We start from the raw sequence: 17,157 nt of genomic DNA, 5'->3' as shown, positions 1-17,157 counted from the left end.
CGACGCACACCGAAATGGCAGCTAAAGCACTGATTTACAAGAGAATTAATACCTACACAAACTTACAAAATCAAACGGATAACGGCGGCGGAATCGGCCAAACTCGGACCTGGAATCATCGATGCGTAGTGCGTTTGTGCTGACCGCATAAGGAAAACAAAATGCCCAATCCGACACCAAACCCGTCGACGCAGAACACGGCCAATACACCTGCCGCCATGCCGGCCACCGCCCTGCCCGCCCAGCGCCGCCTGCACCCGCTGCTGGGCGCCGCCGCGGTGGCGATCGTCGTCGCCAGCCTGACGGCGGTCGCGGCGATGACGGGCTTGCTGCCCGTCAGCAAGGCCACCCAGGACGCACCGCAATCCCTGACCGCACCGATCGCGGCCCAGAATGCGGCAGCCAGCCAGCAGCAGGCGACGCCGGGCAGCACCACGCGTCCGCCCGAGGCGATGAATCCCGCACTGGCGCAGGCTGCTGACGTGCCCGTCGCGCAGCCGTCCGCGGCCCGCCCGGCACCGCAACGCGCCGCACGGGCGGACACCGGCTACGGCCCCGAGCCCGCCCGCGCCGAAAACGCCGGGGCCCAGCCTCAGCGCCAGCCGGCGCAAGGCGGCGCATCCCTTGGCCGCGTGGTGGCCATCACGCCGATCGAGACCGCCAAGCCCGCCAGCGGGCTGGGCGCGGTCGGCGGCGCCGTGGTCGGCGGTCTGCTGGGCAACCAGATCGGCAAGGGCAACGGCCGCATCCTGGGCACGGTGGCAGGCGCGGTGGGCGGGGGCTTCGCCGGCAACCAGATCGAGAAGAGCGTGCGCAAGGACACCAGCTACCAGGTCCGCGTGCAGATGGACAACGGCACGCACCGTACCTTTACCTATCACGCCGCGCCGGACTTCGAGGTGGGCGAACGCGTGCGGCTGCAGGATGGCGGCCTGGTGGCCGCCTGAGGCGGCGCGCCAGCGCCCCCTTCGCAACCTCGGCGAGCACTGGTTTGCGATCTTCACCATGGCATTGCCGCGCAGCCATGGCTGGGGCGCGGCTTCTTCCGCGACAAGCTGACGCTGCGTGGGGGACTGGGGCCGTATTTCGCCATCGACGTGAACAGCGCGCCGGGCAATGGCGGCAGCGATGGCAGGAATGTGGCGACGCTGCTGACCTTGTCGGCCAGCTACCGGCGCGAGGAGCGCCGGCTGGCCAGCCTGTCGTGGAACCGCACGATGACAGGCCATGACCGCGATACCGGCGTGTTACCGGGGCGGCGCATCGGCTACCGCTTCTGAGAAGCGGTAGCGCGGGTGGCGCGGGGCACGGCGCCGCGCCACCCGGCGTGGCTTATTCCGCCTCTTCGATCCAGGCGGCCTGGATGGCTTCCAGGATCTTCTCGCCGGAGCGCTCCGGGACGTCGGCAAAGCCGTCGAGCTCGAGGACCCAGCGGTGCAGGTCGGTGAAACGGATCGTGGCAGGATCGATATCGGGGTACTTGTCGTACAGCGCGGCCGCGATATCGTAGGTGTCGGTCCACTTCATTGGCATTCTCTCCGGTCAGGTCGTCAGGGCAACAGGCGCGCGATGCTCAGCGCTCAGTGCTCTTCCTTGGCATGGTTGATCGTGTACTTCGGAATCTGGACGGTGAGGTCGTCTTCCGCGACCAGCGCCTGGCAGGAAAGCCGCGAGTTGGGCTCGAGGCCCCAGGCCTTGTCGAGCAGGTCTTCTTCTTTCTCTTCCGCTTCCTCGAGCGAATTGAAGCCCTCGCGCACCACCACGTGGCAGGTCGTGCAGGCGCACGATTTTTCGCAGGCGTGCTCGATCTCGATGCCGTTGCTGAGCAAGGCATCGCAGATGCTGGTGCCCGTCTTGGCTTCGAACACGGCGCCCTCGGGGCAGAGTTCGACGTGAGGCAATACGATGATCTGTGGCATGGGTTGTCCTGGGTAGAGATACGGTGCGACGGCCTCGGGGATCAGCCCAGGTCCTGCACCTTGCGGCCCGCCAGCGCGCTCTTGATCGAGCGGTCCATGCGGCGGGCGGCGAATTCGTCGGTGCCGTGGGAGAGCGCTTCCACGGCCGCCTTGATGGCGTGGTGGTCTTCGCCGGCGGCAATGTCGCTGACCGCGAGGATGAGCCGCTCCACGGCGGCGCGTTCCTCGGCGGAGAGCAGGTCGCCGTCGGTCTCCAGCGCGCGGCTGGTAGCCTCGACCAGGCGCGCGGCATCGACGCGCTCCTCGGCCAGGGCCCGGCTCTGCATGTCGTGCTCGGCCTCGCGGAAGCTGTCCTGCAGCATGCGCGCGATCTCGTCATCGGCCAGGCCGTAGGACGGCTTGACGGTGATGGTCGCCTCCACGCCGGAGTGTGTTTCGCGCGCGAAGACCGAAAGCAGCCCGTCGGCGTCGACCTGGTAGGTCACGCGGATGCGCGCCGCGCCGGCCACCATCGGCGGAATGCCGCGCAACTCGAAGCGCGCCAGCGAGCGGCAGTCGGCCGCCAGTTCGCGCTCGCCCTGCAACACATGGATGGCCATGGCCGTCTGGCCATCCTTGAAGGTGGTGAATTCCTGCGCGCGCGCCACCGGAATCGTGCTGTTGCGCGCGATGATCTTCTCGACCAGGCCGCCCATCGTTTCCACGCCCAGCGAGAGCGGGATCACGTCGAGCAGCAGCCAGTCCTCGCCGGGCGCGCCGTTGCCGGCCAGCAGGTTGGCCTGCATGGCCGCGCCCAGCGCCACCACCCGGTCCGGGTCGAGGTTGGTCAGCGGCGGCTGGGCGAAGAAATCGCCAACCGCCTTGCGGATTGACGGCATGCGGGTAGCGCCGCCGACCAGCACCACGCCCTTGACTTCGTCGACCGCCACGCCGGCATCGCGCAGTGCCTTGCGCACCGGCGCCAGGGTCTTCTGCACCAGCGGTGCGGTCATCTCGACGAAGGCGGCCGCCGACAGCGTCAGGTGCACGATCTCGCCGCTGTTGAGCACCGCGTCGATCACGGTGGCATCGGCTGCCGACAGCGCTTCCTTGGCGGCGCGCGCGCGCACCATCAGCAGGCGCATGTCTTCGGCCGAGAGCGGCTGCAGGCTGGCCTGCTCGACGATCCAGCACATCAGGCGCTGGTCGAAGTCGTCGCCGCCGAGCGCGGAGTCGCCACCCGTGGCCATGACCTCGAACACACCCTTGGTGAGCTTGAGGATGGAGATGTCGAAGGTGCCGCCGCCGAGGTCATACACCGCGTAGATGCCTTCGGAGGCATTGTCCAGGCCGTAGGCAATGGCGGCGGCGGTCGGCTCGTTGAGCAGGCGCAGCACTTCCAGGCCGGCCAGTTGCGCGGCATCCTTGGTTGCCTGGCGCTGGGCGTCGTCGAAGTACGCGGGCACCGTGATCACGGCGCCGACCAGTTCGTCGCCAAGGGAATCCTCGGCGCGCTGGCGCAGCGTGGCCAGGATCTCAGCCGACACTTCCACCGGGCTCTTCACGCCGGCCACGGTCTTGATCTGCACCATGCCTGGCGCGTCGACGAAATCGTAGGGGCTGTGCTCGATGTGAGCCACGTCGCGCAGGCCGCGGCCCATGAAGCGCTTGACCGAGATGATGGTGTTCTTGGGATCGTGCACCGCCTCGTCCTGCGCGCGGTAGCCGATCTGCGTGCCCTTGTTGGGCAGGTAGCGCACCACGGACGGCAGCAGCGCGCGGCCGCTGTCGTCGCTCAGGACTTCGGGAATGCTGTTGCGAACCGCCGCCACCAGGGAATTGGTGGTGCCGAGGTCGATGCCGACCGCGAGCCGCTTCTGGTGGGGCGCCGGCGACATGCCGGGTTCGGAGATCTGGAGCAGTGCCATGATGAATCTTCTTTATTCGTGCGGTTGCAGGCAGGGCTGCTTAAGCAGTCCCGCCCGCGCCGGGGCGCCATTGTGGCATGGCCGAAGCGAACTTGCCCGGAGGCAGGCTAGTCTTCCAGGCGGTCGATCGCTTCGCTGGTGTCGTGTTCGATCTTTTCGATAAACATCAATTGCCTGGCCGCGCTGCCGGCACCCGCATCGTCGCCGGCATCCAGCAACGCGCCGAGCGCCGCATGGCGCTCGCGCTTTTCGCCGCGCAGTTCGCGCAGCAGCGCATCGAGGCGTGCGATGTCCTTGTCGCCCACCGCATCCTGCAGCGCTTCGCGCCATTCCATCTGCTGCATCAGGAAGGTGGGCGCCATGGCGGTATTGCTTTCGGCCTGGATATCCACCCCGCGCAACGACAGCAGGTAGATCGCGCGCTTGAGCGGCTGGCGCAGCGTGCGGTAAGCCTCGTTGGCGTGCGCGGCCCACTGCATGGCCACGCGGCGCTCGGCGTCGCCGGCGTTGGCGAAACGGTCCGGGTGCGCCTGCGACTGCACCGTACGGTAGGCCGCATCGAGCGCCGCTTCGTCGACCGTGTAGCTGGCCGGCAGGCCGAACAGCGCGAAATAATCGTCTTTCAACACCTTCCCCAACAAAAAAGAGCGGCTGCGCCGCCCCCTTGAACATCTTTTGCCGACATGGCCAGCCGTGCGGCGCGCCGCTCAGGCAGCCGCCCAGTCGGCGGGCGGCTCGCCACGGTCGCACTTGAGGCAATTCACGACCTCGCCGATCCGCGCGGCGCGCCCGTGCGCCGTCTGGGTCCAGGGCCGCATCTGCCAGGGCGGATCATGGCGCATATGCTGGCCATGGCCGCAATCGAGTTCGGCCACCCAGTGGCTTTCCTCGTCCTGGTGAAACCCCACGATGCCGCGCTTCATCGCAATCCGCCGTGCGACTCGCTCAGACCCGGAACGACTCTCCGCAGCCGCACTCGTCCTTGACGTTGGGGTTGTTGAAGCGGAACCCCTCGTTCAGGCCTTCGCGCGCGAAGTCGAGTTCGGTGCCGTCGATATACGGCAGGCTCTTGGGATCGACGATCACCTTGATGCCGTGCGACTCGAACACGCTGTCTTCCGGCAACAGGTCATCGACGTATTCCAGCTTATAGGCCAGGCCCGAGCAGCCGGTGGTCTTGACGCCCAGGCGCAGGCCAACGCCCTTGCCGCGGCGGTCCAGGTAGCGCGCCACATGCTTGGCGGCCTTCTCGGTAAGCGTGATCATCGCTGCGTCATCCCTTGCGTTGAACTCAGGCGGCCTTCTGTTCGGCTGCGCCTTCGTGCTTCTTCTTGTAGTCCTCGACCGCCGCCTTGATGGCGTCCTCGGCCAGGATCGAGCAGTGGATCTTCACCGGCGGCAGCGCCAGTTCTTCGGCGATGTGCGTGTTCTTGATTTCCAGCGCCTGATCAACGGTCTTGCCCTTGACCCACTCGGTCACGAGCGAGGACGAGGCGATGGCCGAGCCGCAGCCATAGGTCTTGAACTTGGCGTCTTCGATCACGCCGGCTTCGTTGACCTTGATCTGCAGCTTCATCACATCGCCACAAGCCGGCGCGCCGACCATGCCGGTGCCCACGGCGTCGTCGTTCTTGTCGAACGAGCCAACGTTGCGGGGGTTTTCATAGTGGTCGAGAACCTTGGTGCTGTATGACATTTTGGCTACCTCTTGGCGTATTTATGGGGTCTTGCGGGGGCCTCGGCGCTTAGTGCGCGGCCCACTGGATGGAATTCAGGTCCACGCCGTCCTTGAACATTTCCCACAGCGGCGACAGGTCGCGCAGCTTGGCGATCTTGCCCTTGAGCAGTTCGACGGTGTAGTCGACTTCTTCCTCGGTGGTGAAGCGGCCCACCGTGAAGCGGATCGAGCTGTGCGCGAGTTCGTCGTTGCGGCCCAGGGCGCGCAGCACGTACGACGGCTCCAGCGAAGCCGAGGTGCAGGCCGAGCCCGACGACACGGCCACGTCCTTGATCGCCATGATCAGGGATTCGCCTTCGACGAAGTTGAAGCTGACGTTGAGGTTGTGCGGCACACGCTGTTCCATGTCGCCGTTCAGGTAGACCTCTTCCATGCCCGACAGGCCGCGCCACAGGCGGTCGCGCAGCATGCGGATGCGTTCGTTCTCGGTGGCCATTTCCTCGCGGGCGATGCGGAAGGCTTCGCCCATGCCGACGATCTGGTGCGTGGCCAGGGTGCCCGAGCGCATGCCGCGCTCATGGCCGCCGCCGTGCATCTGCGCTTCCAGGCGCACGCGCGGCTTGCGGCGCACGTACAGCGCGCCGACGCCCTTGGGGCCGTAGGTCTTGTGCGCCGAGAACGACATCAGGTCGCATTTCAGCGTGTTCAGGTCGATGGCGACCTTGCCGGTGGCCTGGGCCGCATCGCAATGGAAGATGATGCCCTTGGCGCGGCAGATCTCGCCGATCTGCCCGACGTCCTGGATCACGCCGATCTCGTTGTTGACCAGCATCACCGAAACCAGGATGGTGTCCGGGCGGATCGCCGCCTTGAGCACGTCCATGTCGATCAGGCCGTCGTCCTTCACGTCGAGATAGGTCACCTCGAAGCCCTGGCGCTCCAGCTCGCGGGTGGTGTCGAGCACGGCCTTGTGCTCGGTCTTGACCGTGATGATGTGCTTGCCCTTGCCGGCATAGAAATTGGCGGCGCCCTTGATGGCCAGGTTGTTCGATTCGGTCGCGCCCGAAGTCCACACGATCTCGCGCGGATCGGCGCCCACCAGCGCGGCCACCTGCTCGCGCGCCGCTTCCACCGCGCGCTCGGCATCCCAGCCGTAGGCGTGGCTGCGCGAAGCCGGATTGCCGAACTGCTCGCGCAGGTACGGAATCATCTTGTCCGCCACGCGCGGGTCCACCGGGGTGGTGGCCGAGTAATCCATGTAGATGGGGAAATGTGGGGTGCTCATCGTTATGACTGCCTTTATTAGGGACCGCTAATACTGAGGTTGCTCCGGGGACCGCCTGCCTGTCCTATGACTGCGCCAGGCTGAAGACCGAGTTCACCACCCGCGGGCGCGCGGGTTTTTCCTTTTCGGCGCCGGCACGCGGTGCGGACACTGCCAGCGCGGCAGGCTCCTCGCGCATGTCGTGCAGCACCGTCGGGCACTTGGCGCGCTGCTGGTCGACCAGGTTCTTGAGGGAGACGGAATCGAGATACTCGACCATTTTCTGGTTGAGCGTGGCCCACAGCTCGTGGGTCATGCAGCGCCCGCTTCCTTCATCTCCGTTACAATTGCCCTTTCCGCCGCACTGCGTGGCGTCGAGTGGCTCGTCGACCGCGATGATGATGTCGGCAACCGTGACGTCCTCGGCCTTGCGCGCGAGGCTGTAGCCGCCGCCCGGGCCGCGCACGCTTTCGACGATCTCGTGACGGCGCAACTTGCCGAACAGCTGCTCGAGGTAGGAGAGGGAGATTTTCTGGCGCTGGCTGATACCGGCCAGCGTAACGGGCCCTTGATCCTGGCGCATGGCCAGGTCAATCATGGCGGTTACCGCGAAGCGGCCTTTGGTAGTCAGTCTCATGATGCAGGGGAATACTTGATCATTTTGGTCGAGTATAAAAGATCCCGACTAATTCAGTCAAGTACCCCTGCCGCATTGCATCAAGCGCGCTCCCCACCCGCCTGCGCGGCGGCGTCTGGCCCGCGCGGCGGCACCATCAGCGCCCAGGGCTGTTTCAGGATGCGCTGCCGCACGATCGCGCTCAGCCCGCGGCGCCCAGGCCTTTGCTGCGCAGCAGGGCGATGACGCCGTCGCAGGCATCCTCGACATAGTCGAGCACGCGTTCGAAGCCGTCGCCCTCCCCGTAATAGGGATCCGGCACTTCGTCGGCATCGTGCCGCGTGGCAAAGCTCATCAGCAGGAGCAGCCTGTCGCGGCTGGCCGGCGGGCAGATGGCGCTGAGCGCCTGCAGGTTGTCCCAGTCCATGGCCAGGACCAGATCGAAGCGGGCGAAATCGGCCGCCACGGCCTGCCGTGCCCGCTGCGCGGAAAGATCGTAGCCGCGGGCCAGCGCATGGCGCTGCGCGCGCGCGTCCGGCGCGCGGCCGATGTGATAGCCGTGGGTACCCGCCGAATCCAGTTCGACCTGGGCGGCCATGCCGGCGGCCTGCAATTTGGCGCGCAGCACGCCCTCGGCTGTCGGCGAGCGGCAGATATTACCCATGCAGCACATGAGAATCGCGAATGTCTTCATCGGAATCCTGGGTTCGGCGCCATCGGTCGGCGCCAGGGCAAGGACGCGCACCGGGAGAGTGGCAAGCCCGCTCCGGGACACGTACAAGGGCGGATTTTACCGCCCTGCAAGGTGCGCACTGGCGGGAGGCACAAACGAGTGCCGGGGGGCGATGAACCGCAAAAAAGGTGACGTAAAGGTTTCGTGCCACGCATAATGCCGACGGTGAACAGTCTGCTCAGTCCCCTTCTTCTCTGCGGCGCACTCTCGTGCGCAAGCCTTGCGCTTGCCGCCGAGCCATCTTCCAACCCCGCCAGCGACGCGGGCTGCGCGAACTTGCTCGCCGTCGTCCTGCGCAGCCTGGAAGAAGAGTTCGGCGCGGCCTGCCCGGCTCCCGCCTCGATTCCGGCCGCCGCCACCGCTTGCACTGCGCAGCGCGAGCCGCTTGGCGCGATCGTGGATTTCATCAGCACGCGTCGTGCGGCGCAAGCCGACGCGTGCGAGACACTGCTGGAAGTCAACAAGCGGCTGCGCTCCCTGCCACCGAAGAACTAGCACTAGGCGCCCGCCGCGCAGGCAAGCCCCCTTCCGGACTCAGGGCAACTTGGCTGCCAGCACGTCCAGCTTCTCGATCGAAGGCGGCTTGGCGAACAGGTCCGGCGCCTTGGCCATCAGGGCCGCGGCAACCTTGCCGGAGAGATGTGCCTGGCGGCCGGCCTCGTCCGGGAAGGCGTCGAAGATCCCGTACATGGATGGTCCGAGCCTGAGCGCGAACCAGGCCGTGGTGCCGGTTTCCTCCTGCACCAGCGGCAAGCCGCCAAGCAGGAATTCCTCGACTTCCTTTTCCTTGCCGGGCTTCGCATGCAGCGGAACCCACAGCGCGAACTTGACCATGAGGCACCTCCTCATCACCGTGCGGGATTCCAACTATAGACCGTAACGGAAGGGCCTGGCGGGTTCCCCCCCGGCCTCAGGAGGCGGCCGCGGCAGGCGGCAGGTGCTCGCCGTCGCCGCTGGCGCCAAACACCTGGCGCTTGAGCTTGGCCAACTGGTCGCGCACCTGGCCGGCCTTCTCGAACTCGAGGTTCTTGGCATGCTCGAACATGAGCTTTTCGAGCCGCTTGATCTCCTTCGAAACCTGCTTCTCGGTCATGTCCTCGTACCTTGCGCGCTCCTCGGCGGCCAGCAGTTCGGCCTTGACCTCGCCCGGATCATAGACGCCGTCGATGATGTCCTTGATGCGCTTGACCACGCCGCGCGGCACGATGCCGTTGGCCTCGTTGAAGGCGATCTGCCTGGCGCGCCGGCGCTCGGTCTCGCCGATCGCGCGCTTCATCGAATCGGTCATGCGGTCGGCATACAGGATTGCAGTGCCGTTGACGTTGCGCGCGGCGCGGCCGATGGTCTGGATCAGCGAGCGCTCGGCGCGCAGGAAGCCTTCCTTGTCGGCATCGAGGATCGCCACCAGCGACACCTCGGGAATATCCAGGCCTTCGCGCAGCAGGTTGATGCCGACCAGCACGTCGAAGGTGCCCAGGCGCAGGTCGCGGATGATTTCGACCCGCTCCACGGTATCGATGTCCGAATGCAGGTAGCGCACCTTGACGCCGTTTTCCGTCAGGAACTCGGTGAGCTGCTCCGACATGCGCTTGGTCAGCGTGGTCACCAGCACGCGCTCGCCGAGCGCGACCTTGGCATGGATCTCGGACAGCAGGTCGTCCACCTGCGTGGTGGCCGGGCGCACGTGGATGATCGGATCGACCAGGCCGGTCGGCCTCACCACCTGCTCCACCACCTGGCCCGCGTGCTCGTTCTCGTAGTTGGCCGGCGTGGCCGAGACAAACATCACCTGGCGCATCTTGCGCTCGAACTCCTCGAACTTGAGCGGGCGGTTGTCCAGCGCGGACGGCAGGCGGAAGCCGTATTCCACCAGCGTGGTCTTGCGCGCCTTGTCGCCGTTGTACATGCCGTTGAACTGGCCGATCAGCACGTGCGACTCGTCCAGGAACATCAGCGCGTCCGGCGGCAGGTAGTCGACCAGCGTCGGCGGCGGCTCGCCGGGCTTGGCGCCCGACAGGTGCCGCGAGTAGTTCTCGATGCCCTTGCAGAAGCCCAGCTCGGTGAGCATTTCCAGATCGAAGCGCGAGCGCTGCTCGAGCCGCTGCGCCTCCACCAGCCGGTTCTCCTTGTAGAAGAAATCCAGGCGTTCGCGCAGCTCGACCTTGATGTCCTCTATGGCACGCAACACGGTTTCGCGCGGCGTCACGTAGTGGCTCGACGGATAGACGGTAAAGCGCGGGATCTTCTGGCGCACGCGCCCGGTGAGCGGATCGAAGAACAGCAGCGAGTCGATCTCGTCGTCGAACATGTCGACGCGCACCGCCAGTTCGGCATGCTCGGCCGGGAAGATGTCGAGCGTGTCGCCGCGCACGCGGAAGGTGCCGCGCTGGAAATCGGTCTCGTTGCGGGTGTACTGCATGGCGATCAGGCGCGCGATCACGTCGCGCTGGCTGATCTTGTCGCCCGTGCGCAGCGTCAGGATCATCTTGTGGTATTCGGACGGGTTGCCGATACCGTAGATGGCCGAGACCGTGGCCACGATGATGGTGTCGCGCCGCTCCAGCAGGCTCTTGGTGGCCGACAGCCGCATCTGCTCGATATGCTCGTTGATCGAGGAGTCTTTCTCGATGAACAGGTCGCGCTGGGGCACGTACGCTTCGGGCTGGTAGTAGTCGTAATAGCTGACGAAGTACTCCACCGCGTTGCGGGGGAAGAACTCGCGGAATTCCGAGTACAACTGCGCCGCCAGCGTCTTGTTGGGCGCGAACACGATGGCGGGACGCCCCATGCGGGCGATCACGTTGGCCATGGTGAAGGTCTTGCCCGACCCGGTCACGCCCAGCAAGGTCTGGTACGACAGGCCGTCTTCCACGCCCTCCACCAGCTGGCGGATGGCCTCGGGCTGGTCGCCGGCGGCCTCATAGGGCTGGTAGAGCTGGAACGGCGAGCCGGGGAAGGTCGCGAACTTCTCTTCGTCCAGCGCGGGCGCGACTTCAACAAGATTCGACATAGGCTGCTAGGGAAAACCTCAGGAAAACGGGCGGATACGCTAGAATCTTGGGGTTGGCGGCCAGGTATCAAGATGGGGGCCGCCGGCACTCTCCAGCGCAGTCCGGAGCATTCTACGCCCTCCCGTTTTGTTACATAGCTGACCACGAGATCCCAAATGAGTTTGTTTTCTGCCGTCGAGATGGCCCCGCGCGACCCGATTCTGGGCCTGAATGAAGCCTTCAATGCCGACACCCGTGCGACCAAGGTCAATCTGGGCGTGGGCGTGTACTTCACCGACGAAGGGAAAATCCCTCTGCTGCGCGCAGTGCAGGAAGCCGAAAAGGCCCGCCTGACCACCGCCACCCCGCGCGGCTACCTGCCGATCGAAGGCATCGCCGCCTACGACCAGGCCGTGCAGACCCTGCTGTTCGGCAAGGAATCGCCGCTGATCACCGAAGGCCGCGTTGTGACGGCCCAGGCTCTGGGCGGCACGGGCGCGCTGAAGATCGGCGCCGACTTCCTCAAGCGCCTGTATCCGGATGCCAAGGTCGCCATCAGCGACCCGAGCTGGGAAAACCACCGCGCCCTGTTCGAGGCCGCCGGGTTCCCCGTGGTCAACTATGCGTACTACGACGCGCCCAGCCACGGCCTGAATTTCGCCGGCATGGTCGAGTCACTCAAGTCCTACCCCGCCAACACCATCGTGGTGCTGCACGCCTGCTGCCACAACCCGACCGGGGTCGACCTGTCGGCCGAGCAATGGCAACAGGTGGTGGGCCTGATCAAGGACCGCAACCTGATTCCCTTCCTCGACATGGCCTACCAGGGCTTTGCCGAGGGCATCGAGCCGGACGGCGCTGCGGTGCGCCTGTTCGCGGACTCCGGCCTGCCCTTCTTCGTCTCCAGCTCCTTCTCGAAGAGCTTCTCGCTGTATGGCGAGCGCGTGGGCGCGCTGTCGATCGTGACCACGGGCAAGGAAGAAGCCCAGCGCGTGATGTCGCAGGTCAAGCGCGTCATCCGCACCAACTACTCCAACCCGCCCACGCACGGCGGCACCGTGGTCGCTACCGTGCTGAACAGCCCCGAACTGCGCGCCATGTGGGAGCAGGAGCTCGGCGAGATGCGCGACCGCATCAAGCTGATGCGCCATGCGCTGGTGGACAAGCTGGCCGCCAAGGGCGTGCCGGGCGACTTCTCCTTCGTCAAGGCCCAGCGCGGCATGTTCTCGTACTCGGGCCTGACCTCGGCCCAGGTGGACATCCTGCGCAACGAGCACGGTATCTACGCCGTCGGCACCGGCCGCATCTGCGTGGCGGCGCTGAATAGCCGCAACATCGATGCGGTGGTCGACGCGATCGCGGCTGTGTTGTAAGAAGGCCCGGCAAAAGCGACGAAAAGGCGACTTCGGTCGCCTTTTTTGCATCTGACGTCCAAAATTTGCGTTCTTTTACGTTTGTCAGCGAGATGTACAGTACTTGTCCTATTGTCTTTTCCCGTTGCAGGCGTACCTTAGCGTATATGCTGCAACGCACGATCGTTCGCAAACGCGCATAATCAGCCACAGTCGGTAACACGTTAGCAACGACAGCAACGTCAGCAGCGTGAATAGTATCTTTGCGTCACATTTTTAACGTCAAGGCGTTGAATTCCAGCTTCGCCCCCAGCCTGATAGGTATCCGTCATGCTTTACCAGCTGCATGAGTTCCAGCGCTCGATGCTGCACCCGCTTACCGCGTGGGCGCAGGCCACGGCCAAGACTTTCACCAATCCACTGAGCCCGCTCTCGCTGGTACCCGGCGCCACGCGCCTGGCAGCCGGCTATGAACTGCTGTACCGGCTCGGCAAGGAATACGAGAAGCCTGCATTCGACATCAAGTCGGTCCGCTCCAACGGGCGCGACATCCCGATCGTCGAGCAGACCATCGTCGAGAAGCCGTTCTGCAAGCTGGTGCGCTTCAAGCGCTATGCCGACGATCCCGAGACCATCAAGCTGCTCAAGGACGAGCCGGTGGTGCTGGTGTGCGCCCCGCTGTCGGGCCACCATGCCACGCTGCTGCGCGACACCGTGCGCACCCTGCTGCAAGACCACAAGGTCTACGTGACCGACTGGCTCGATGCACGCATGGTGCCGATCGACCAGGGCACCTTCCACCTGTCGGACTACATTCACTACATTCAGGACTTCATCCGCCATATCGGCGCGGAGAACCTGCATGTGATCTCGGTGTGCCAGCCGACGGTACCGGTGCTCGCGGCCATCTCCCTGCTGGCCTCGGCCGGCGAGAAGACGCCCAAGACCATGACCATGATGGGCGGCCCCATCGACGCGCGCCGCAGCCCGACCGCGGTGAATTCGCTGGCGACCAACAAGTCCTTCGAGTGGTTCGAGAACAACGTGATCTACACGGTGCCGGCGAACTACCCCGGCCATGGCCGCAAGGTCTATCCCGGCTTCCTCCAGCATGCCGGCTTCGTGGCGATGAACCCGGACCGCCACCTGTCCTCGCACTATGACTACTACCTGAACCTGGTCGAGGGCGACGCCGACGACGCGGAAGCCCATGTCCGCTTCTATGACGAGTACAACGCGGTGCTCGACATGGCCGCCGAGTATTACCTCGACACGATCCGCGAAGTGTTCCAGGAATTCCGCCTGGCCAACGGCACGTGGGAAATCGACGGCCAGCCAGTACGCCCGCAGGACATCAAGGGCACCGCGCTGCTGACCATCGAGGGCGAGCTGGACGATATCTCGGGTGCCGGCCAGACCGCCGCGGCGCACGAGCTGTGCGCCGGCATCCCCAAGGCCCGCAAGCAGCACATCAACGCGCTCAAGTGCGGCCACTACGGTATCTTCTCCGGCCGTCGCTGGCGCGAGGAGATCTACCCGGAACTGCGCGACTTCGTGCTCAAGTACCGTTGAGCCACCGCCCGGTCCCGCGCAAACAAGAACGCCCGCGTTTCACCGCGGGCGTTTTTCATTCGTTTCCGGTCCTCCGGACCGTGCCTGGCGCAAAGGCTCAGCGCCGTTCCAGGTAGGACAGCAGCATGTCGGTATGCAACTCGGCAAAACGCTCGTGTTCGTCCTGCGAGGCCACGTCCCGGCCAATCACCGCGCTGATCGTGTAGCGGTTGGACAGCACGTAGTAACCCAGCGCCGAGATCGTCAGGTAGAGCTGCGGCACGTCGACGTTATCGCGGAACACGCCCTGGCGCTGACCCCGCTTGACGATGTCCGCCAGCACATTGACCACCGGATTGATCAGCTGGTGCAGTTGCGTGGACTTCTTCAGGTGCCGGGCCTCATGGAGGTTCTCGCTGTTGACCAGCCGGATGAACTCCGGATTGCGGTAATACCAGTCCCAGACGAAGCGGGCCAGCGTGCGGACCGCCGCGACGGGATCCTCGTCGACGATGTGCAATTGCTCCTCGGCAGCGCGAAACTCTGCGTATTGCCGCTCCAGCACGGCAAGGAACAGGCCCTCTTTGCTGCCGTAGTAGTAATACAGCATGCGCTCATTGGTCTCCGCGCGACGGGCGATCTGGTCGACGCGCGCGCCGGCCAGCCCGCCCTTGGCGAACTCTTCTGTGGCGGCATCGAGGATGCGGCGGCGCGTTCCCTCCGGGTCCCGCTTTGTTCTGGTTTCGTTTTGCATGCGACGGCTGGTGAATCGTTGCGCGGGATTATGGCACAGGGCAACCTGCGCGCAGCGGCCCCCGCGGAGGGCGCATCATCGCGCGTTTCTGCGCTGCGGCGAAATCGGGGATAATCCCTGCCGCGCGCCCGCTCCAGCCGGCCAGACCACCGGCACGAAAAGAGAGCGGCGCCATGCCGCACCCGCAAACCCCAAAATGCTGTCGTGACCGCCACCCCCCTTACCCTCGCCGATCGCCTCGAAGCCCTGCTGCCGCAGACCCAGTGCACCAAGTGCGGCTTCGACGGTTGCCGTCCCTATGCCGAAGCCATGGCTGCCGGCGAAGCGGCGTGCAACCGCTGCCCGCCTGGCGGCGAAGAAGGCATCGGCCGCCTCGCGGCGCTGCTCGGCACGCCGGCGCTGCCGCTGGACCCGGAGCGCGGCGTGGAACAGCCGCGCGCGCTGGCGCTGATCGACGAAACCCTGTGCATCGGCTGCACACTGTGCATCCAGGCCTGCCCGGTCGACGCCATCGTGGGCGCGCCCAAGCAGATGCACACCGTGCTGGCGGACTGGTGCACCGGTTGCGATCTGTGCGTGGCGCCCTGCCCGGTCGACTGCATCGCCATGGTTCCCGTGACCGCGGAGCGCACCGGCTGGGCCGCGTGGTCGCAGGCGCAGGCCGACGAGGCCCACGCGCGCTACGTGGCGCGCCGCGCCCGCCTGGTGCGTGAGCAGGACGAGAACGATGCCCGCCTGGCGGCCAAGGCCGCCGCCAAGCTCGAAGCGCTGCAGGCCGAAAACGCCCAGAGCGAGCAAGAGCGCCAGGCCCAGGCACGCAAGCAGGCCATCATCCAGGCCGCCATCGAGCGCGCGCGCCTCAAGCAGCAGGCCGTCAAGCCCCGCAATACGGAGAATGTCCCGCCCGCCGTGCAGGCCCAGATCGATGCCGCCGAAGCCCGCCGCGCCAAGGCCGGCCTCGTCGCCCCGGACCAGACCGGCCCGGATGCCCCGCCCGGGACCAACCCAGCCACCAAGGACGAATGAACGCCGCCAAGTGCCGCGCCCTGTTCGAAACACTGCGCGAAGTCAACCCGACCCCTGCCACCGAGCTGGAATACAGCTCGCCGTTCGAGCTGCTGATCGCCGTGCTGCTGTCGGCGCAGGCCACCGACGTGGGCGTGAACAAGGCTACCCGCAAGCTCTACCCGGTTGCGCACACGCCGCAGCAGATGCTCGATCTCGGCGAGGACGGGCTGATCGAGTACATCAAGACCATCGGCCTCTACAAGACCAAGGCCAAGCACGTCATCGCGACCTGCCGCATCCTGGTCGAGCAGCATGGCGGCCAGGTGCCGCGCGACCGCGAAGCCCTGGAGGCACTGCCGGGGGTCGGCCGCAAGACCGCCAACGTGGTGCTCAACACCGCTTTTGGCGAAGCCACCATCGCAGTCGATACCCATATCTTCCGGGTGGCCAACCGCACCGGCCTGGCGCCCGGCAAGAACGTGCAGGTCGTGGAGCACAAGCTGCTCAAGGTGGTACCGCACGAGTTCCTGCACGATGCGCACCACTGGCTGATCCTGCACGGGCGCTATGTGTGCAAGGCGCGCAAGCCGGAATGCTGGCATTGCGCGATCGAACCGCTTTGCGAATTCCGGCCGAAGACCGAGGCACCCAAGGTCTAGCATCCCCGCGAGAATGCAAAAGGCCCCCGCAGGGGCCTTGATGCGAGCAGCCTGGGCGCGAGGCTCAGACCACGCGGCAAGCCTCGTCGAACGACAGGCGCGGGCTGCGCGGGAACAGCTTGTCTGCTTCGCCGTAGCCCAGGTTGCAGAGGAAGTTCGCCGACCACTTGCCGTCGGGGAAGAACGCCGCGTTGACCTTGGCCGCGTCGAAGCCCCCCATCGGGCCGCAATCCAGGCCGAGCGCACGTGCCGCCAGGATGAAATAACCGCCTTGCAGCGAGCTGTTCACCAGGGCATCGCGAGCGATCTTTTCCGGCTGGCCTGCGTACCACGAGCGGGCATCGGCATGCGGGAACAGCTTGGGCAGCTGGTCGTGGAAAGCGTTGTCGAAGGCGACGATGGCCGTTACCGGCGCGGAACGGGTCTTGTCGACGTTGCCGGGAGCGACGCATTCGACCAGGCGGGCCTTCTCCGCGGCGCTTTTCACGAAAACGATGCGGGCGGGCGAGCTGTTGGCGGCCGTCGGGCCAAACTTCATGGCGTCATAGATCTGATGAAGCGTGGCATCGTCCACCTTGCGGTCTTGCCACACGTTGTGGGTGCGGGCTTCGGTGAACAGCTGGGCGATGGCTGCCTGGTCGATCGATTTCATGCGTCGGTTCCTGAACGAGAGGTGAGAGCCGGATTGTATCGAAGACGCCGCCCCGTCCCTCCAAGCGATTTGAG

21 protein-coding genes are annotated in these 17,157 nt (G+C 65.7%); 7 read left to right on the top strand and 14 right to left on the bottom strand.

From position 1 onward, the window contains the following. Window positions 1-161: 161 nt before the first annotated feature. Both AC1DKV_RS12835 and AC1DKV_RS12830 read left to right on the top strand, forming a co-directional pair. The gene (locus AC1DKV_RS12835; RefSeq protein WP_441618810.1) at window positions 162-947 is read left to right on the top strand and encodes a glycine zipper 2TM domain-containing protein; all 786 of its coding nucleotides are present in this window, start codon (window positions 162-164) and stop codon (window positions 945-947) included. Window positions 948-1,097: 150 nt separating this feature from the next. Then, window positions 1,098-1,280: a hypothetical protein gene (locus AC1DKV_RS12830; protein WP_441618808.1), complete on the top strand. Its 183-nt coding sequence runs from the start codon at window positions 1,098-1,100 to the stop codon at window positions 1,278-1,280. Between the two features lie 52 nt (window positions 1,281-1,332). Here the strand turns inward: AC1DKV_RS12830 and iscX are convergent, their stop codons facing one another. The 10 genes from iscX to AC1DKV_RS12780 form a co-directional block, all read right to left on the bottom strand. Beyond that, window positions 1,333-1,527, bottom strand: a complete 195-nt coding sequence (iscX, locus tag AC1DKV_RS12825; RefSeq protein ID WP_441618806.1) for a Fe-S cluster assembly protein IscX — start codon at window positions 1,525-1,527, stop codon at window positions 1,333-1,335. Window positions 1,528-1,580: 53 nt separating this feature from the next. Next, on the bottom strand, window positions 1,581-1,919 hold the full coding sequence (gene fdx / locus AC1DKV_RS12820; RefSeq protein ID WP_441618804.1) for an ISC system 2Fe-2S type ferredoxin: 339 nt from the start codon (window positions 1,917-1,919) through the stop codon (window positions 1,581-1,583). A gap of 41 nt (window positions 1,920-1,960) precedes the next feature. Beyond that, window positions 1,961-3,826, bottom strand: coding sequence for a Fe-S protein assembly chaperone HscA (gene hscA, locus AC1DKV_RS12815; protein ID WP_441618802.1), 1,866 nt, complete (start codon window positions 3,824-3,826; stop codon window positions 1,961-1,963). Between the two features lie 107 nt (window positions 3,827-3,933). Next, window positions 3,934-4,452, bottom strand: coding sequence for a Fe-S protein assembly co-chaperone HscB (hscB, locus tag AC1DKV_RS12810; RefSeq protein WP_441618800.1), 519 nt, complete (start codon window positions 4,450-4,452; stop codon window positions 3,934-3,936). 81 nt (window positions 4,453-4,533) lie between these two features. Beyond that, window positions 4,534-4,749 carry a DUF3565 domain-containing protein gene (locus AC1DKV_RS12805; protein WP_441618798.1) on the bottom strand — a complete coding sequence of 72 codons (216 nt, stop codon included), beginning with the start codon at window positions 4,747-4,749 and terminating at the stop codon, window positions 4,534-4,536. A 22-nt stretch (window positions 4,750-4,771) separates the two neighbouring features. Beyond that, entirely contained in the window at window positions 4,772-5,092 is a 321-nt protein-coding gene (gene iscA / locus AC1DKV_RS12800) for an iron-sulfur cluster assembly protein IscA (RefSeq protein ID WP_017229301.1), read from the bottom strand. A 25-nt stretch (window positions 5,093-5,117) separates the two neighbouring features. Then, window positions 5,118-5,522 carry a Fe-S cluster assembly scaffold IscU gene (gene iscU / locus AC1DKV_RS12795; RefSeq protein ID WP_441618797.1) on the bottom strand — a complete coding sequence of 135 codons (405 nt, stop codon included), beginning with the start codon at window positions 5,520-5,522 and terminating at the stop codon, window positions 5,118-5,120. A gap of 49 nt (window positions 5,523-5,571) precedes the next feature. Continuing rightward, the gene (locus AC1DKV_RS12790; protein ID WP_441618930.1) at window positions 5,572-6,795 is read right to left on the bottom strand and encodes an IscS subfamily cysteine desulfurase; all 1,224 of its coding nucleotides are present in this window, start codon (window positions 6,793-6,795) and stop codon (window positions 5,572-5,574) included. Window positions 6,796-6,853: 58 nt separating this feature from the next. Next, entirely contained in the window at window positions 6,854-7,405 is a 552-nt protein-coding gene (iscR, locus tag AC1DKV_RS12785; protein WP_441618795.1) for a Fe-S cluster assembly transcriptional regulator IscR, read from the bottom strand. Window positions 7,406-7,586: 181 nt separating this feature from the next. Beyond that, on the bottom strand, window positions 7,587-8,078 hold the full coding sequence (locus AC1DKV_RS12780) for a low molecular weight protein-tyrosine-phosphatase (RefSeq protein WP_441618793.1): 492 nt from the start codon (window positions 8,076-8,078) through the stop codon (window positions 7,587-7,589). Window positions 8,079-8,273: 195 nt separating this feature from the next. Here AC1DKV_RS12780 and AC1DKV_RS12775 point away from each other — a divergent pair, with 195 nt between their 5' ends. After that, on the top strand, window positions 8,274-8,612 hold the full coding sequence (locus AC1DKV_RS12775; protein WP_441618791.1) for a hypothetical protein: 339 nt from the start codon (window positions 8,274-8,276) through the stop codon (window positions 8,610-8,612). 39 nt (window positions 8,613-8,651) lie between these two features. On the opposite strand, the gene AC1DKV_RS12770 is transcribed toward AC1DKV_RS12775, so the two are convergent. Beyond that, window positions 8,652-8,951 carry a putative quinol monooxygenase gene (locus AC1DKV_RS12770; RefSeq protein ID WP_441618789.1) on the bottom strand — a complete coding sequence of 100 codons (300 nt, stop codon included), beginning with the start codon at window positions 8,949-8,951 and terminating at the stop codon, window positions 8,652-8,654. Window positions 8,952-9,027: 76 nt separating this feature from the next. Next, window positions 9,028-11,127 carry an excinuclease ABC subunit UvrB gene (uvrB, locus tag AC1DKV_RS12765; protein ID WP_441618787.1) on the bottom strand — a complete coding sequence of 700 codons (2,100 nt, stop codon included), beginning with the start codon at window positions 11,125-11,127 and terminating at the stop codon, window positions 9,028-9,030. Between the two features lie 156 nt (window positions 11,128-11,283). On the opposite strand from uvrB, the gene AC1DKV_RS12760 reads away from it, so the two are divergent. Beyond that, window positions 11,284-12,480, top strand: coding sequence for an amino acid aminotransferase (locus AC1DKV_RS12760; protein WP_441618785.1), 1,197 nt, complete (start codon window positions 11,284-11,286; stop codon window positions 12,478-12,480). Window positions 12,481-12,789: 309 nt separating this feature from the next. Beyond that, window positions 12,790-14,031: a polyhydroxyalkanoate depolymerase gene (locus AC1DKV_RS12755; protein ID WP_441618783.1), complete on the top strand. Its 1,242-nt coding sequence runs from the start codon at window positions 12,790-12,792 to the stop codon at window positions 14,029-14,031. A gap of 97 nt (window positions 14,032-14,128) precedes the next feature. On the opposite strand, the gene AC1DKV_RS12750 is transcribed toward AC1DKV_RS12755, so the two are convergent. After that, window positions 14,129-14,764 (bottom strand): TetR/AcrR family transcriptional regulator, encoded by a 636-nt coding sequence (locus AC1DKV_RS12750; RefSeq protein WP_441618781.1) that lies wholly within the window; start codon window positions 14,762-14,764, stop codon window positions 14,129-14,131. 204 nt (window positions 14,765-14,968) lie between these two features. On the opposite strand from AC1DKV_RS12750, the gene rsxB reads away from it, so the two are divergent. Both rsxB and nth read left to right on the top strand, forming a co-directional pair. Continuing rightward, a complete protein-coding gene (gene rsxB, locus AC1DKV_RS12745; RefSeq protein WP_441618779.1) occupies window positions 14,969-15,790 on the top strand; it encodes an electron transport complex subunit RsxB in 822 nt (273 codons plus the stop codon). Beyond that, entirely contained in the window at window positions 15,787-16,431 is a 645-nt protein-coding gene (nth, locus tag AC1DKV_RS12740; protein ID WP_441618777.1) for an endonuclease III, read from the top strand. Before rsxB ends, nth begins: the two co-directional genes overlap by 4 nt. Before the next feature lie 64 nt (window positions 16,432-16,495). On the opposite strand, the gene AC1DKV_RS12735 is transcribed toward nth, so the two are convergent. After that, on the bottom strand, window positions 16,496-17,083 hold the full coding sequence (locus tag AC1DKV_RS12735) for a malonic semialdehyde reductase (protein WP_441618776.1): 588 nt from the start codon (window positions 17,081-17,083) through the stop codon (window positions 16,496-16,498). Window positions 17,084-17,157: the final 74 nt, after the last annotated feature.

This window comes from Cupriavidus sp. 05T41, assembly GCF_056396525.1.
This window is presented reverse-complemented; position numbering and strand designations above follow the sequence as displayed.

Excerpts from the sequence above, each read along its gene's own strand:
- AC1DKV_RS12835 (WP_441618810.1), top strand. The coding sequence starts at position 162 with ATGCCCAATCCGACACCAAACCCGTCGACGCAGAACACGGCCAATACA.
- iscX (WP_441618806.1), bottom strand. The coding sequence starts at position 1,527 with ATGAAGTGGACCGACACCTACGATATCGCGGCCGCGCTGTACGACAAG.
- fdx (WP_441618804.1), bottom strand. The coding sequence starts at position 1,919 with ATGCCACAGATCATCGTATTGCCTCACGTCGAACTCTGCCCCGAGGGC.
- hscA (WP_441618802.1), bottom strand. The coding sequence starts at position 3,826 with ATGGCACTGCTCCAGATCTCCGAACCCGGCATGTCGCCGGCGCCCCAC.
- AC1DKV_RS12805 (WP_441618798.1), bottom strand. The coding sequence starts at position 4,749 with ATGAAGCGCGGCATCGTGGGGTTTCACCAGGACGAGGAAAGCCACTGG.
- iscA (WP_017229301.1), bottom strand. The coding sequence starts at position 5,092 with ATGATCACGCTTACCGAGAAGGCCGCCAAGCATGTGGCGCGCTACCTG.
- iscU (WP_441618797.1), bottom strand. The coding sequence starts at position 5,522 with ATGTCATACAGCACCAAGGTTCTCGACCACTATGAAAACCCCCGCAAC.
- iscR (WP_441618795.1), bottom strand. The coding sequence starts at position 7,405 with ATGAGACTGACTACCAAAGGCCGCTTCGCGGTAACCGCCATGATTGAC.
- AC1DKV_RS12780 (WP_441618793.1), bottom strand. The coding sequence starts at position 8,078 with ATGAAGACATTCGCGATTCTCATGTGCTGCATGGGTAATATCTGCCGC.
- AC1DKV_RS12775 (WP_441618791.1), top strand. The coding sequence starts at position 8,274 with ATGCCGACGGTGAACAGTCTGCTCAGTCCCCTTCTTCTCTGCGGCGCA.
- AC1DKV_RS12770 (WP_441618789.1), bottom strand. The coding sequence starts at position 8,951 with ATGGTCAAGTTCGCGCTGTGGGTTCCGCTGCATGCGAAGCCCGGCAAG.
- uvrB (WP_441618787.1), bottom strand. The coding sequence starts at position 11,127 with ATGTCGAATCTTGTTGAAGTCGCGCCCGCGCTGGACGAAGAGAAGTTC.
- AC1DKV_RS12760 (WP_441618785.1), top strand. The coding sequence starts at position 11,284 with ATGAGTTTGTTTTCTGCCGTCGAGATGGCCCCGCGCGACCCGATTCTG.
- AC1DKV_RS12755 (WP_441618783.1), top strand. The coding sequence starts at position 12,790 with ATGCTTTACCAGCTGCATGAGTTCCAGCGCTCGATGCTGCACCCGCTT.
- AC1DKV_RS12750 (WP_441618781.1), bottom strand. The coding sequence starts at position 14,764 with ATGCAAAACGAAACCAGAACAAAGCGGGACCCGGAGGGAACGCGCCGC.
- nth (WP_441618777.1), top strand. The coding sequence starts at position 15,787 with ATGAACGCCGCCAAGTGCCGCGCCCTGTTCGAAACACTGCGCGAAGTC.
- AC1DKV_RS12735 (WP_441618776.1), bottom strand. The coding sequence starts at position 17,083 with ATGAAATCGATCGACCAGGCAGCCATCGCCCAGCTGTTCACCGAAGCC.